We start from the raw sequence: 13,462 nt of genomic DNA, 5'->3' as shown, positions 1-13,462 counted from the left end.
AAAGCCGATTGCGTTGAATCGGCGAAGTACCTATCAGGTTGTAGAGAGCGCTGCAGGAACCATGCGCTTTTTATGATGTTTTTCGTCAGAATCTCGACGTTGGATAGAGTCGTTGGCCAAGGCAGCGGACAAACGCGACCCGGACGTCGAGGCGACGGTAGAGGATGCCGACGCAGCGGCGGCGCTGATCGCCGAGCTGACGGCCGGCCTCGCGCAGCTGGCACAGCGCCACAATCTCGACATGCTCGACTACCTGCTGCGGATGGCGAACCTGGAGGCCGAAGAGCATCTCAGGCTTCGGAGCAAGCACCGGCTCTGCTGACCCCGGCCCGCGCTCATCGCGGCGCCAGCGTGGTCTCGCCAGGCGCCAGCGGTGTGCCGTCATCCGCGCATAGCAGCAGCTTGCGCACCGGCCGGCGGTGGGTCCGGTCCACCAGCACGGTGGCGATCTCGTCCGGATGCTCGTCGAATTCCTCGCTCCACTGCCGCAGCGCGACCAGGATCGGAAACAGCCCGCGGCCTTTCGGAGTCAGCACGTAGTCGCGATAGGCGCTGCCATCGGCGGCCGGCTCGGTGGCGAGGATGCCGCGATCGACCAGCGCGCGCAGCCGCACCGTCAGAATGTTCTTGGCCAGCCCGAGGCTACGCTGGAAGGCACTGAACCGGCGGATACCGAAAAATGCATCGCGGATGATGAGGAGAGACCACCAGTCGCCGATCGCGTCCAGTGACCGGGCGATCGGGCAGGGATTTCCCTCGAGGCTCGTGCGTTTGACCATCATGCCGTCCTTATTCTTCCTCCTGGCGCCCGAACCTTCGTCCTGTCGGCACCCGTCAAGGGCGTGAGTTGATCACGCGCTTGTGTGGTTGCATTATAAAACTAATCCGCTATCTCGTCCATTCGGTTTAATAATGCAACCATATGGAGGCGGGCGTGAGGCTTGCAAACAAGACGGCACTGATTACCGGCGGCAGCAGCGGCATCGGGCTGGCGACAGCCCGCAGGTTCGTCGCGGAAGGGGCCAACGTCGCGATCACCGGGCGCGATGCGGGGCGGCTGGAGAGCGTGGCGCGGGAGCTCGGTCCGAAGGCGCTGGCGCTCGTGGCCGACGCGACCGACATTGCAGCAACGGAGGCGGCGGTCGCGCGCGCCGCGGAGCGCTTCGGCAAGCTCGACACTCTGTTCGCGAATGCCGGCATTCCCGGCGCGACGCCGGCTGGAGCATCCAGGCTGGAGGTGTTCGAGCAGGTGATCCGCACCAACCTCACCGGAGTGTTCTTCACCGTGCAGGCGGCGCTGCCTCATCTCAAGGACGGCGCGTCGATCATCCTCAACGGTTCGGTGATCTCGGTGCTGGGCAATCCCGGCTACTCGGCCTACGCCGCCAGCAAGGCCGGCGTCCGCGCCATGGCGCGGGTGCTGGCCTCCGAGCTGTCGCCGCGCGGCATCCGAGTCAACGTGGTCGCTCCGGGCGCCATCCGGACACCGATCTGGGGCGCGGCGGTCGCCACACCAGACGCCGAGAAGATGTTCGAGGCCAGGATTGCTGCCACCACGCCGCTCGGCCGCATCGGCGAGCCCGACCATATCGCCGGCACCGTGCTGTTCCTGGCGTCGGACGATGCTGCGCACATCCAGGGACAGGAGCTGTTCGTCGATGGCGGCGCCACCAGCTCGCCCGCCGGCGCGCCGATCTATCGGGGTTAACCGGCCGGGTCGGTGGGCGGTTTGGGACCTGTCCGAGGGTTTGAAAGCGGTGGCTGCCGGCGGCAGCCACCGAGGGACTCAAGAGGCGAGAGCGCCGGCCGTCTGAATCGCCTTCGCTAGCGCCTGCTCGCGATGCTCCGGGCCGATCTGGACACCATCGGCCGCAACGAATTCGAGATCTGTGACGCCGATGAAGCTGAAGACGCTGCGCAAATAGGTCTCCAGGTGTTCGAATGCCGCCATCGGCGTGTCCGCGCCGTAATGGCCCCCGCGTGAGACCGCTACGACAATGCGCTTGCCGCCGGCCAAACCCTGCGGGCCGTTCGGGCCATAGCTGAAGGTCTTGCCCTTGACAGCGATGCGGTCGATCCAGGCCTTAAGCTGGCTCGGGATGGAGAAGTTGTACATCGGAGCGCCGATCACGACGATATCGGCGGCCAGGAACTCTTCCAGAACGGCCTGTCCAACAGCGACATCAGCTTCCACCGCGGGATCCTCAACGGGCGCTCCGTAAGCGACGGCGACATGCGTTCCGGACAGATGCGACAGCGGCTCGGCTGCGACATCTCGGTAAATGACCTGCAGCCCCGGCATGATCTGGCGAAGCCGCGCGACGATCGCGGCGGACACCTGACGGCTGACCGAGTTGGGGCCGAGCACGCTGGAGTCGATATGGAGCAGTCGGGTCATGGGACAGTCACCTTGGTATTGGTTTGTAACTGGCGCACTATGAGTGACTGTGATGTAACTCCACAAGAACGCACATTCTTGAAACCCGAGCACAGTCGTGACACCTGCGAACAGCGATGATCCTGACCTTCCGGCGCAGCCGGACCACAATGATTGCCGGGGTGTGGCTGCGATCCTGGCGCGCGTCGGCGACAAATGGAGCGTGTTCGTCATCATGATGCTGCAGGACGGGCCGAAGCGCTTCAACGAGCTGAAGCGGCTCGTTGGCGGCATCTCGCAGCGGATGCTGACCTTGACCCTGCGCGGCCTCGAGCGCGACGGGCTGGTGACGCGGACGGTGTTTCCGACCATCCCGCCGCGGGTCGACTATGAGCTGACCGACCTCGGCCGCGGCCTGTCGCAACCGGTGCAGGCGCTCGGGCAATGGGCCACTCAGCACCAGGAGCAGATCGAGCAGGCGCGCTCGCGGTTCGATGCGCGCAAAGACGCGGGCTAAATCAGCGACACCATCCCGCCGCCGTGGCGCTCCAGCCGGCCGGCCAGCTCGAGCTCCAGCAGCACCATGCGCAGCACGGCCGGTGACAGGCCGCTGATCCGGATCAGGTCGTCGATCGACACCGGCGTCGGGCCGAGCAAGGCAATGATCTGCGCACGGTCGTGGTTCTCTGGATCGGGCGCGAACAGGTCCTCGTCCGGCTCGCGCAACGGCAAGGGCTGCGGCCGCTCCATGATCGGGCCGACGGCCTGGATGATGTCGGCGGTTTCGGTGACCAGGGTGGCGCCCTGCTTGATCAAATCGTTGGTGCCGGCCGAGCGCGGGTCGAGCGGCGAGCCGGGGACGGCAAAGACCTCGCGGCCCTGCTCGCCGGCCATGCGCGCCGTGATCAGCGAGCCCGAGCGATGCGCGGCCTCGACGACCACGACGCCGAGTGACGCGCCCGATATCAGCCGGTTGCGGCGGGGGAAGTCGCGGGCGCGCGGCTCGTGGCCGAGCGGCATCTCGGAGATCGCGGCGCCGCTGCCGCCAATGATGGCGCCGAGCAGATCGACATGCTCCGGCGGATAGATCCGGTCGTGGCCGCCGGCGAGCACGGCGACGGTGCCGCTCGACAGGCTCGCGCGATGGGCGGCCTGATCGATGCCGCGGGCCAGGCCGGAGATGATGACGAAGCCGGCCTCGCCGAGCTCATGGGCGAGCTGGCCGGCGAATTTGAGTCCCGCGGCGGAGGCGTTGCGCGAGCCGACGATGGCGATCATCGGGCGCATCAACGTCGTGCGGGCGCCGCGCACGGCGAGCAGGGGAGGTGCGTCGTCGCAGGTGGCAAGGCGGGGCGGATAGCCGTCCTCCTGCGGCGCTCGGAGCTGGACGCCGTATCGCCGGCAGGCATCGAGCTCGGCCTCGGCTTCGTCGATCGTGCAGATGCGGCCGGCCCTTGCGGCTCCGCCGCGACGTGCCAGATCGGGCAGACGGTCCAGGGCGATCCGCGCGGTGCCGAAATGGTCGAGCAGCGAGCGGAAGGTGCGCGGCCCGACATTGTCGGAGCGGATCAGGCGCAGCCGATCGCGCCGCTCGGTCTCGCTCAGCTCGATCGTCGTGTTGATTGCATCCACGCGAAGCCCCCACACCATGGCAGGCCAGCATGGAGCAACCCGAGAGCGCAGGGAAGAGGGGGCGCTACGCCGGCGCGACGTCGCGGAGGGTCTCGGGAGCCGGCGCTGCCGGTGCCGAAGGAGACACCGGCTGCTCGTCCTGAACGGCCGGTGTGGTGCCGACGGGAGCCTCGCGCAGCCAGCGGTCGGCGGCGGCGCGACCGCGCTGATGCAGCATGTCGATGAAGTCGCTGCCGAGGTCGGTCGCATCGCGCTGAGCCAGCGCCTCGATCTCGTCGTCGGCTGCGAGCCGATGCACGCGCGGCGGATGCAGGCCGTCGCTGCGGGCCCATTCGAGCGCCGCGAGCTCGGCGTTGAGAACGGCGTTGGCGGCGATCTGGTCGAGGCGGCGGTCGATCGCAGCCGAGGTCACCGGGACGTAGCCGTCCCGCGCGGGGGTGACCTGGATCACCAGCAGGTCGGCCGCGCTGGAGTCGTGGGCGATCTGGATCAGCGGCGGGTTGGCGACGTAGCCGCCATCCCAATAGGTCTCATCGGCGATCTCGACGGCGGCGTGCAGCTGGGCCGGGCAGGTGGAGGCGAGCAGAACGTCGGGCGTGATGTCGCCGTTCCGGAAGATCTGCGGCAGGCCGTCACGGACACGCGTCGCCGCCACCAGCAGGCGCGGTGCGGCTGCGCTTTGCACGGCCTCGAAATCGATCGTCTCCGCGAGGATGTCGCGGAGCGGGTCGAGATCGAGCGGGTCGGCGCGTCTGCCGCGCAGTCCCGCGCCGAACGAGACGGCGCTGCTTGCCGGAGAGTATCCGCCGATCACCATCAGCGAGCGGAACGAGACCTCCTCGGTGAGGCGGGTCCAGAACAGCGCGAGCCGGCTGCGCGCCTCGTCGCGGCCGCTCCTGGCAAGTCCGCTGGCCAGCAGGGCAGCGTTGACCGCGCCCGCGCTCGCGCCGCTGATCGTGTCGAAATCGCAGCCGGGCTCCTCCAGCAGGCGATCGAGCACGCCCCAGGTGAAGGCGGAGAAGGTTCCGCCGCCCTGCAGCGCCAGCGAGAGCTTGCGCGGCGGCCACGTCCGCGGCGGTGGCGGCAAGGTGGCGCTGGCGATGGTCTCTGCCAGCGAGCGCTCCACCGCTTCGGCCGGTGCGGGCTTCGGCTCGGTGGTGGTGTCGACGACCGTCGTGGTCTCATCCGACGGCGCGCTCGCCGAGTGCGCCATCGCGATGCGGACGTCGTCGGCCATCGGACCGTCGACAGAAGCTGCGGGGACGGGTGTCGCAGGCTCGCTCGCTGCCGGTTGGGCAACGCGGCCGCTGGCGCCGAACGGATCATCCGTCGACCAGATTTGAGCCGCGGAGAGGAGGACGCTGGCGCTCGAGCGGACCGGATTGGACATTGGCTGCGCCGACTCCTCATCAGTGCGATCATCGCGCGTCGCCGATGAACCGCTCGAATTGGTCTTGCGTAATCAGATGCCGGAATCATGACAGGCAATCATGATTCACACCAGAGTCCGACGTTAACTTATTAGCTGTTCACGCAGCGGTGTTGCAGCGCTGCCTCTGTGGGTTCAGCGTGCAACACGAGTTTTCCGTAATTGTCCGGGGCAACTACTTCTTCGCGCCGATCTTGCTCTCGGTGCCGGCCTGCAATCGCTTGATGTTCTCGCGATGCATGTAAATGAGCAACAAGGTGAGCAGCGCAAACAGGGCAGCCATCGCAGTGTGACCGAAAGCCCACAACACGATCGGGGTCAGCACGCTCGCGACGAGTGCAGCGAGTGATGAGTAGCGGAACGCGAACGCGGTCGCGAGCCACACCAAGCAGAAGAAGATCGCACCCGGCCAGAACAGGCCGATCAGAATACCGATATAGACCGCGACGCCTTTGCCGCCGCGGAATTTCAGCCACACCGGGAACAAATGGCCGAGGAAGGCGCCGAGGCCCGCGATCATCGCGGCATTCGGGCCGCCGAAATGACCGCAGAGGATCACGGCCGCGGTGCCCTTGAGCGCATCGCCGAGCAGGGTGGCCGCGGCCAGTCCCTTGCGCCCGGTGCGCAGCACGTTGGTGGCGCCGATGTTGCCCGAGCCGATGCTGCGCAGATCCTGGGTGCCGGCGAGCTTGGTCAGGATCAATCCGAAGGGGATCGAGCCGAACAGATAGCCGATGATGAGGGCGACGGGCAGGAAGGCTTCGGGTCCCATCACACAACTCCTTGGGCGCGGTGGCGCGCGTCAGACATGTTCGAACACGGTGCGGCCGCCGACGATGGTGCGAACCACGCGGCCCGTGAAGCGGGCCTCGTCGAACGGCGTGTTCTTGCACAATGATTTCAGATCGGCCGGATCGAGGATCCAGGGCACGTCCGGATCGATCACGATGATGTCGGCCGGCGCGCCCGCGCGCAATGTGCCGCCGGGCAGGCCGAGCAGCTCCGCGGGCCGCGTCGACATCGCGCGGATCAGCGCCGTCCAGCTCAGCTCGCCATTGTGCACGAGGCGCAATGCCGCCGGCAGCATGGTCTCCAGGCCGACCGCGCCGCTGGCGGCCTCCGCGAATGGCAGCCGCTTGACCTCGACGTCCTGCGGCGTGTGGTCCGACATGATGACGTCGATCAGGCCGGAGGCCAGCGCCTCGACCAGCGCGCGGCGGTCGACCTCGGTGCGCAGCGGCGGCGTCAGCTTGAGGAAGGTGCGGTAGGGGCCGATGTCGTTCTCGTTCAAGGTGACATGGTTGATCGAGACCGATGCGCTCACCGCAAGCCCTGCGTCTCGCGCGCGATTGAGAATGTCGAGCGAGTCGACCGAGCTCAGCGCGGCCGCATGATAGCGGCCCTTGGTGAGTGCGACGAGGCGCATGTCGCGCTCGAGCACGACGGCCTCCGCGGCCGGAGGAATGCCGTGGAGGCCGAGCCGCGAGGCGAACTCGCCCTCGTTCATGACGCCTTCGCCGACGAGGTTGGGATCCTCGGTGTGATGCACGATCAGCGCGTCGAAATCGCGGGCATAGGTCAGCGCGCGGCGCATCACCTGCGCGTTCATCACGCTGCTGTGGCCGTTGGAGAAGGCGACCGCTCCGGCGGCGCGCAACAGCCCGATCTCCGTCATCTCCTCGCCGCGCAGGCCCTTGGTCAGGGCCGCCATCGGCTGGATGTTGACGATCGCGGTGTCGCGGGCGCGGCGCAGCACGAAGTCGACGGTCGCCGAATTGTCGATCACCGGCTCGGTGCCGGGCTGGCAGATGATCGTGGTGATGCCGCCGGTCGCGGCCGCCTGGCTGGCACTGGCGAAGGTTTCGCGATGGCCGAGACCCGGCTCGCCGACGAAGGCGCAGATGTCGATCAGTCCGGGCGCGACGATCTTGCCGGCGCAGTTGACGACGTCAGTGCCCTCGGGGACGCCGGCGGCGCCGATGCCGCGCTTGAGGTCGCGGATGACGCCGTCGGCGATCAGCACGTCACCGGGACCGTCGAAGTCGCGGGAGGGATCAATGACGCGCGCATTGGCGAGCAGGATCGGGCGGCGGTCGGTCAGCATGGCGTTTGGTCCCGACTTCTCTCTCACGCGTTGGGCAGGTTGCGGGCCAGCGCCTCGAGCACGGCCATGCGCACGGCAACACCCATTTCGACCTGTTCCCGGATCAGCGACTGCGCGCCGTCGGCCACGATGGACTCGATCTCGACGCCGCGATTCATCGGTCCCGGATGCATCACCAGCGCGTCGGGCTTGGCATAGGCCAGCTTCTTCTGGTCGAGCCCGAAATACTGGAAATATTCCGACGAGGACGGCACGAACGAGCCGTTCATGCGCTCGCGCTGCAGCCGCAGCATCATCACGATGTCGGCGCCGTTGAGCCCCTCGCGCATGTCGCGCGCGACCTCGACACCCATGCGCTCGATGCCCGGCGGCAGCAAGGTGGAGGGTGCAACGACGCGGACGCGGGCGCCCATCGTGTTGAGAAGCAGGATGTTGGAGCGTGCGACTCGCGAATGCAGCACGTCGCCGCAGATCGCGATCACGAGCCCCTCGAGGCGGCCCTTGTTGCGGCGGATGGTCAGTGCGTCCAGCAGCGCCTGGGTCGGATGCTCATGCGCGCCGTCGCCGGCATTGATCACGGAGCCGTCGACCTTGCGGGCGAGCAGCTCCACCGCGCCGGAGGCGTGGTGGCGGACCACCAGAATGTCCGGATGCATCGCGTTGAGCGTGACCGCGGTGTCGATCAGGGTCTCGCCCTTCTTGATGGACGAGGACGACACCGACATGTTCATGACGTCGGCGCCGAGCCGCTTGCCGGCAAGCTCGAACGAGGATTGCGTCCGCGTCGAAGCCTCGAAGAACAGGTTGACCTGGGTGCGGCCGCGCAGCACCGTGCGCTTCTTGTCGACCTGACGATTCAGCTCGACATACTCCTCGGACAAATCGAGGAGGCCGGTGATGTCGTGGGCGGAAAGGCCCTCGATTCCCAGCAAATGCCGGTGCCCGAGGACGAACGTCGATTTCGGAGAGGTTGCCATTAAAGCCAGAGCTATAGGGGCGGTTTCCGTGAGGGGCAAGGCCGAAAGCCGGGGTTCCGAGTTATCCCCCGTTCCGTCTTCCGAGCCTCTCGGGGGGCTGCAAACCGGAGGCGGGCGGGGCACCGCCGGACGAGGTCCGCTCCGATATGCCCTGATCCTGCTGGCGGCGATCGTGCCGGCCGGTGCGGCCGCGTTGCCGTTCGATTTCGTCTATCTCCGCGACATCGACCCGACGATCCTCCAGGACATCCGTTATGCCGGCAGCAACAATTTCGTCGGCCGCCCGTTGCCAGGCTATGAGGCGGCCGAATGCGTCGTGACGCGCGACGTGGCGCGGCGGCTGCAGGCGGCTCAGGCCGAGCTGCGGCCGCGCGGCCTGTCGCTGAAGATGCTCGACTGCTACCGGCCGGTACGTGCGGTCGCAGAAATGCTGGCGTGGTCGCAGGACGGCGTCGAGACCACGGCCGGCCGCCGCTACACGCCGCGTGTCGCGAAGCAGGACCTGTTCCGTCTCGGCTACATCGCCGTGCGTTCGAGCCATTCGACCGGGGCGGCGCTCGATCTCACGCTGGTCGATCTCGCGGCCGACAATTCCGCGGCGTTCGATCCGGCCAAGGACTATGCGGACTGCACCGCGCCCGCAGCGCTGCGGGCGCCCGAGGGCAGCGTCGACATGGGAACCGGCTACGATTGTTCCGACGTGAAGGCCCATACAGCCGCGCAGAACCTGACACCGCAGCAGCGCCGCTGGCGCAACGAACTGGTCGCGGTGATGGCGCGGCAAGGGTTTGTGAACTATGCCAGGGAGTGGTGGCACTTTTCGCTGCCGGGCGCCGGCGCGACCACCTATGTGTTTCCCATTCGGCCGCGCCGATGATCGAGTTACAGGGTACGGCCATGTCCCAGCCTTCGTTCGAGACCCACGAGGTCTTCAACCAGTCGCCATCGTTCGAGAATTTCAACCTGTTCACGGCGGACCGGCCGCTGATCGAGGCTGTCGGGGCGAATGGTGGCTTGTCGGCCGAATGGACGGGAGCGTCAGCGGAGCAGGACCTGGTCGCGTTCGGCGCGCAGTGGGGCTCCGCCGAGATGGCGGAGCAGGGGCGGCTCGCCAACGAGAATACACCGAAGCTGCGCAGCTTCGACGCCAAGGGCTTTCGCCGCGATGTCGTCGAGTTTCATCCGGCCTATCATCGGATGATGACGCGCTCGGTTGAGGCCGGGCTGCACAATTCGACATGGACGACAGTCGGCAAGCCCGCCGGCGGCCGCTCGGAAGTGGTGCGCGCCGCGAAGTTCTACATGGCCTCGCAGGTCGAGAGCGGCCATTTGTGCCCGATCACGATGACGAGGGCCTCGGTGGCGGCGCTCGCCGCGCAGCCAGAGCTGCTCGCGCGCGTCATGCCCGTCATCGCCACCCGCGACTACGACCCGTCATTTGCGCCGTGGTGGCAGAAGCGCGGCATGACGCTCGGCATGGGCATGACCGAGAAGCAGGGCGGCACCGACGTGCGCGCCAACATGACGCGAGCCGAGCGGACCAGTGACGGCTATCGCATCACCGGGCACAAATGGTTCATGTCGGCGCCGATGTGCGACGCCTTCCTGGTGCTGGCGCAGGCCGAAAGCGGCCTGACCTGCTTCTTCATGCCGCGCTTTGCGCCGGACGGATCGATCAATGCGCTCCGCTTCCAGCGGCTGAAGGACAAGCTCGGCAATCGATCCAATGCGTCCTCCGAAGTGGAGTTCACCGGTGCCTTTGCCGAGCGGATCGGCGAGGAGGGCAGGGGCATCAGCACCATCATCCAGATGGTGCAGCTGACGCGGCTGGATTGCGCGATCTCGTCCGCCGGCCTGATGCGCTCGGGACTTGCGCATGCGCTGCATCACGCGCGCCATCGCAGCGTGTTCCAGAAGCATCTGGCCGATCAGCCGCTGATGCAGGCGGTGCTCGCCGACATGGCTCTCCATGTCGAGGCGACGGTGGCGCTGGTGATGCGGCTGTGTCAGGCGTTCGATCGCGCGCCTCTGTCGCCGCGGGAGGCGAACTACGTGCGGCTGCTGACGCCGGCGATCAAATACTGGGTCTGCAAGAGCGCGCCGCCGTTCCTGTATGAGGCGATGGAATGCCTGGGCGGCAACGGCTATGTCGAGGACGGCATCCTCGCGCGCCACTTCCGGGAGTCGCCGGTCAATGCGATCTGGGAGGGCTCGGGCAACGTCATGTGCCTCGACGTGCTGCGCGCGCTATCGCGCGAGCCGGAGGCGGCCGCCCATGTGCTGATGCATCTGAAGGCGGAAACGAGCGGGTTTCCCGGGGTCAGTGAGACGATCGCCTTCATCGAGACCTGCTTCCGCCGGCCGGACAGCGAGCGCATCGCGCGCCTCGCGGTCGAGCGGCTGGCACTGCTCGCAGCCACCGCCGCGCTCATCCTCGTGAGGCGCGATCACGCCGAGCTGTTCGCTACGACCAGACTCGCTACCCCCCATCCGAGCATGTATGGCGCCGTCGATCTCGATCCCGCCGATACCCGTGCCTTGCTGGAGCGCGCCCTGCCTTGACCGATTCTCCCGACGCCGCCGTCATGGATTCTCTCGATCCGGGCAACCCGCCGCAGCAGGTCGCTCCGGCGCAGCATCAGCCACGCACGCTCGGCTTCTGGCGGACGACGTTGTGGGGCGTCCTCATCATCGTCCTCTTCTTCATCGGTCAGCTGACACCGATCGTCTATCTGCTGCTGCGCCATGATGGCGCGTTCAGTAGCCCGGTCGAGCTTCAGACGGCCGCGATCCAGGTCGCGAGCCGGTCGCTCACGGTGTCGCTGTCGGCCATCATGGGCGTCCCTGCGATTTTGCTGCCGATCTATTTTGCCGTCCGCCACACCCGCATGTCATTCGCCGACTATCTGGGCCTGCGCTGGACCAGCTGGAAGAATTTTGGTTTTGGCGTGGTCGGGATGGTCGTGATCCTGGGATGCTGGGAGCTGGCTGCTCACCTGACCGGACGCGGGGACACGTCGTCGAACTTCATGGTGGACATCCTGAAGACCGCCAGAGGCGACGGCGTGGTCTGGCTGATGATCATCGCCTTTTGCGTCGCGGCGCCGGTATCGGAAGAGCTGATGGCGCGCGGCTTTCTCTATCGCGGCTGGTCGGATTCCTTCCTGCGGGTGCCGGGGGCCATCCTGCTGTCGTCGGCGATCTGGACCGTGCTGCATCTGCAGTACGACTGGTTCGCCCTGCTGAACGTGTTTTCGCTGGGGGTGTGGTTCGGCTATCTGCGCTACCGCACCCATTCCCTTTATCTGACCATGGTGCTGCACGGCCTCAACAACCTCGCCGCGACGGTGCAGACCATGTGGCTGGCGAGCGGTTCTTCCTGAACGGACGCGTTCAGCTCGCCCAGGCGATCGCGAGCGGCATGGTCAGCGCGGCCAGCACGGTCTGCAGCGAGATGATCTGCGCCAGCAGCGGCGCATCGCCGCCCATCTGCTTGGCCAGCACATAGGCGCTCGGCGAGGTCGGCACCGCCGCGCAGATCGCGACCACGACGAGGCTCGGGCCGGTGACGCCGAACCAGCCGGCGAGTCCGATCGCGAGGATCGGCATCAAGACCAGCTTGAGCACGACGCCGAGCGCAGCGGCCGGGCCGGCGCGGCGCAGGCCCTCGAAGTGCAGGCCGGCGCCGGTGACCAGCAGGCCGATCGGCAGCGACGCCTGTCCGAGCGCATCGGCGGCATCGTGCCAGAGCTTTGGCAGCGGCACATGCGCCACGTTGAGCGTGAGCCCGGCGATGCAGGCCCAGATCAGCGGATTACGGACGATGGTGGCGAGGATCTCGCGCATCGAGCGGCGGGTCGGCGAGGCGTAATGGGCGAGCACGGCCACGCTGAAGACGTTGACCATCGGGATGATCGCGATCATTCCGACCGAGGCCACCGCAAGCCCGGTCGGGCCGAACAGGCTGCCCGCCACGCTGAGCGCGACGTAGGTCTGCCAGCGGGTTGCTCCCTGGAAGATCGACGTGAAGGCCGGACCATCGATGCCGGAGCGGGTGAGCAGCGGCCGCAGTGCGAGGCACAACGCCGACATCGCCAGCATCGCCAGAAACAGGGCGCCGCCGATGCCGGCGACCGGCACCTTGCCGAGATCGGCCTTCACCAGGCTCTGCATCAGCAGCGCCGGAAATAGCACATAATAAGTCAGCCGCTCGAGCCCGTGCCATTGCGTATCCAGCCGGATCAGGCTGCGCCGCAGGCCGAAGCCGATCACGATCAGCAGGAACACCGGCGCGAGCGCCGCGGCGACGGGGCTCATGGGCTAGCGACCGGACTGGCGCAAGTTTGCAAGCCGATCGAGCGCCCCCTGCAGGATGAAGATCGCCGCATGGGTGTCGATCACCTCGGCGCGCCTGGCGCGGCTGACATCCATGCCGATCAACTCGCGCTCGACGGCGGCCGTCGACAGCCGCTCGTCCCAGAGGCCGATCGGCAAGTCGGTGAGGCCGGCGAGGTTGCGTGCGAACGCGCGCGTCGATTGCGCCCGCGGCCCTTCGCTGCCGTCCATGTTGATCGGCAGGCCGAGCACGAAGCCGACCACCTTGCGCTCGGCGCAAATCGCCAGCAGTCGCGCCGCGTCCGCCTTGAACGCCTTGCGCTGGATGGTCTCGACGCCGGTGGCGAGCCGCCGGTCGGGATCCGACACGGCGACGCCGATGGTCTTGGTGCCCAGGTCGAGGCCGACGAGCGCGCCGCGCTCGGGCCAGCGGCCGGCGGCTTCGATGAGGGGGAGAATGGCAGCGGGCATGGTGCGCCGCTTAGCATGGGTGCATCCCCCGAGCCAGCACGGCAGGCGCATGGCTTGTCGCTCCGTTGCCATCATTCTATATGGAGCATCGTACCGTGAACAGGAGTGGTGCCGTGGATAGCAGGACCAACATTGCC

At 67.3% G+C, this 13,462-nt stretch carries 15 protein-coding genes; 6 read left to right on the top strand and 9 right to left on the bottom strand.

The features are described from left to right. Positions 1-112: 112 nt before the first annotated feature. On the top strand, positions 113-322 hold the full coding sequence (locus QXZ94_RS11970; RefSeq protein ID WP_315720569.1) for a hypothetical protein: 210 nt from the start codon (positions 113-115) through the stop codon (positions 320-322). Positions 323-335: 13 nt separating this feature from the next. Here QXZ94_RS11970 and QXZ94_RS11965 read toward each other — a convergent pair whose 3' ends face one another. Next, on the bottom strand, positions 336-779 hold the full coding sequence (locus tag QXZ94_RS11965; protein ID WP_315726211.1) for a helix-turn-helix domain-containing protein: 444 nt from the start codon (positions 777-779) through the stop codon (positions 336-338). 155 nt (positions 780-934) lie between these two features. Between QXZ94_RS11965 and QXZ94_RS11960 the strand changes: the two genes are divergently transcribed. Beyond that, complete coding sequence (locus QXZ94_RS11960; RefSeq protein WP_315720568.1) at positions 935-1,708, top strand: glucose 1-dehydrogenase; 774 nt, start codon at positions 935-937, stop codon at positions 1,706-1,708. Positions 1,709-1,786: 78 nt separating this feature from the next. On the opposite strand, the gene QXZ94_RS11955 is transcribed toward QXZ94_RS11960, so the two are convergent. After that, the gene (locus QXZ94_RS11955) at positions 1,787-2,398 is read right to left on the bottom strand and encodes an FMN-dependent NADH-azoreductase (protein WP_315720567.1); all 612 of its coding nucleotides are present in this window, start codon (positions 2,396-2,398) and stop codon (positions 1,787-1,789) included. Between the two features lie 97 nt (positions 2,399-2,495). Between QXZ94_RS11955 and QXZ94_RS11950 the strand changes: the two genes are divergently transcribed. Continuing rightward, on the top strand, positions 2,496-2,894 hold the full coding sequence (locus QXZ94_RS11950) for a helix-turn-helix domain-containing protein (RefSeq protein ID WP_315720566.1): 399 nt from the start codon (positions 2,496-2,498) through the stop codon (positions 2,892-2,894). Here the strand turns inward: QXZ94_RS11950 and dprA are convergent. The 5 genes from dprA to QXZ94_RS11925 all read right to left on the bottom strand — a co-directional run bounded on the left by dprA (position 2,891) and on the right by QXZ94_RS11925 (position 8,519). Further along, a complete protein-coding gene (dprA, locus tag QXZ94_RS11945; RefSeq protein WP_315720565.1) occupies positions 2,891-4,009 on the bottom strand; it encodes a DNA-processing protein DprA in 1,119 nt (372 codons plus the stop codon). The two genes, QXZ94_RS11950 and dprA, sit on opposite strands and share 4 nt — an antisense overlap. 64 nt (positions 4,010-4,073) lie before the next feature. Continuing rightward, complete coding sequence (locus QXZ94_RS11940; RefSeq protein ID WP_315720564.1) at positions 4,074-5,399, bottom strand: patatin-like phospholipase family protein; 1,326 nt, start codon at positions 5,397-5,399, stop codon at positions 4,074-4,076. A 214-nt stretch (positions 5,400-5,613) separates the two neighbouring features. Then, entirely contained in the window at positions 5,614-6,210 is a 597-nt protein-coding gene (gene plsY, locus QXZ94_RS11935; protein ID WP_315720563.1) for a glycerol-3-phosphate 1-O-acyltransferase PlsY, read from the bottom strand. Positions 6,211-6,240: 30 nt separating this feature from the next. Continuing rightward, positions 6,241-7,542, bottom strand: coding sequence for a dihydroorotase (locus QXZ94_RS11930; RefSeq protein WP_315720562.1), 1,302 nt, complete (start codon positions 7,540-7,542; stop codon positions 6,241-6,243). Between the two features lie 23 nt (positions 7,543-7,565). Further along, a complete protein-coding gene (locus QXZ94_RS11925; RefSeq protein ID WP_315720561.1) occupies positions 7,566-8,519 on the bottom strand; it encodes an aspartate carbamoyltransferase catalytic subunit in 954 nt (317 codons plus the stop codon). A 172-nt stretch (positions 8,520-8,691) separates the two neighbouring features. Here QXZ94_RS11925 and QXZ94_RS11920 point away from each other — a divergent pair, with 172 nt between their 5' ends. From QXZ94_RS11920 to QXZ94_RS11910, 3 genes are read left to right on the top strand one after another with little or no spacing between them, the layout of a single operon-like run. Next, positions 8,692-9,396: a M15 family metallopeptidase gene (locus tag QXZ94_RS11920; protein ID WP_315720560.1), complete on the top strand. Its 705-nt coding sequence runs from the start codon at positions 8,692-8,694 to the stop codon at positions 9,394-9,396. Between the two features lie 20 nt (positions 9,397-9,416). Then, positions 9,417-11,081, top strand: coding sequence for an acyl-CoA dehydrogenase family protein (locus QXZ94_RS11915; RefSeq protein WP_315720559.1), 1,665 nt, complete (start codon positions 9,417-9,419; stop codon positions 11,079-11,081). Further along, on the top strand, positions 11,078-11,902 hold the full coding sequence (locus QXZ94_RS11910) for a type II CAAX endopeptidase family protein (protein ID WP_315720558.1): 825 nt from the start codon (positions 11,078-11,080) through the stop codon (positions 11,900-11,902). Before QXZ94_RS11915 ends, QXZ94_RS11910 begins: the two co-directional genes overlap by 4 nt. Before the next feature lie 10 nt (positions 11,903-11,912). On the opposite strand, the gene QXZ94_RS11905 is transcribed toward QXZ94_RS11910, so the two are convergent. Together QXZ94_RS11905 and ruvX are read right to left on the bottom strand one after the other, a co-directional pair. Continuing rightward, entirely contained in the window at positions 11,913-12,836 is a 924-nt protein-coding gene (locus QXZ94_RS11905; protein WP_315720557.1) for an AEC family transporter, read from the bottom strand. Positions 12,837-12,839: 3 nt separating this feature from the next. After that, positions 12,840-13,325, bottom strand: a complete 486-nt coding sequence (ruvX, locus tag QXZ94_RS11900) for a Holliday junction resolvase RuvX (RefSeq protein ID WP_315720556.1) — start codon at positions 13,323-13,325, stop codon at positions 12,840-12,842. Positions 13,326-13,462: the final 137 nt, after the last annotated feature.

This window comes from Bradyrhizobium sp. SZCCHNS2022, from assembly GCF_032377575.1.
Lineage (GTDB): Bacteria > Pseudomonadota > Alphaproteobacteria > Rhizobiales > Xanthobacteraceae > Bradyrhizobium > Bradyrhizobium aeschynomenes.
The sequence above is the reverse complement of the archived record's forward strand: the minus strand, read 5'-3'. Positions and strand labels throughout refer to the sequence as shown.

Excerpts from the sequence above, each read along its gene's own strand:
- QXZ94_RS11965 (WP_315726211.1), bottom strand. The coding sequence starts at position 779 with ATGGTCAAACGCACGAGCCTCGAGGGAAATCCCTGCCCGATCGCCCGG.
- QXZ94_RS11915 (WP_315720559.1), top strand. The coding sequence starts at position 9,417 with ATGTCCCAGCCTTCGTTCGAGACCCACGAGGTCTTCAACCAGTCGCCA.
- QXZ94_RS11955 (WP_315720567.1), bottom strand. The coding sequence starts at position 2,398 with ATGACCCGACTGCTCCATATCGACTCCAGCGTGCTCGGCCCCAACTCG.
- QXZ94_RS11940 (WP_315720564.1), bottom strand. The coding sequence starts at position 5,399 with ATGTCCAATCCGGTCCGCTCGAGCGCCAGCGTCCTCCTCTCCGCGGCT.
- QXZ94_RS11905 (WP_315720557.1), bottom strand. The coding sequence starts at position 12,836 with ATGAGCCCCGTCGCCGCGGCGCTCGCGCCGGTGTTCCTGCTGATCGTG.
- QXZ94_RS11930 (WP_315720562.1), bottom strand. The coding sequence starts at position 7,542 with ATGCTGACCGACCGCCGCCCGATCCTGCTCGCCAATGCGCGCGTCATT.
- plsY (WP_315720563.1), bottom strand. The coding sequence starts at position 6,210 with ATGGGACCCGAAGCCTTCCTGCCCGTCGCCCTCATCATCGGCTATCTG.
- QXZ94_RS11925 (WP_315720561.1), bottom strand. The coding sequence starts at position 8,519 with ATGGCAACCTCTCCGAAATCGACGTTCGTCCTCGGGCACCGGCATTTG.
- ruvX (WP_315720556.1), bottom strand. The coding sequence starts at position 13,325 with ATGCCCGCTGCCATTCTCCCCCTCATCGAAGCCGCCGGCCGCTGGCCC.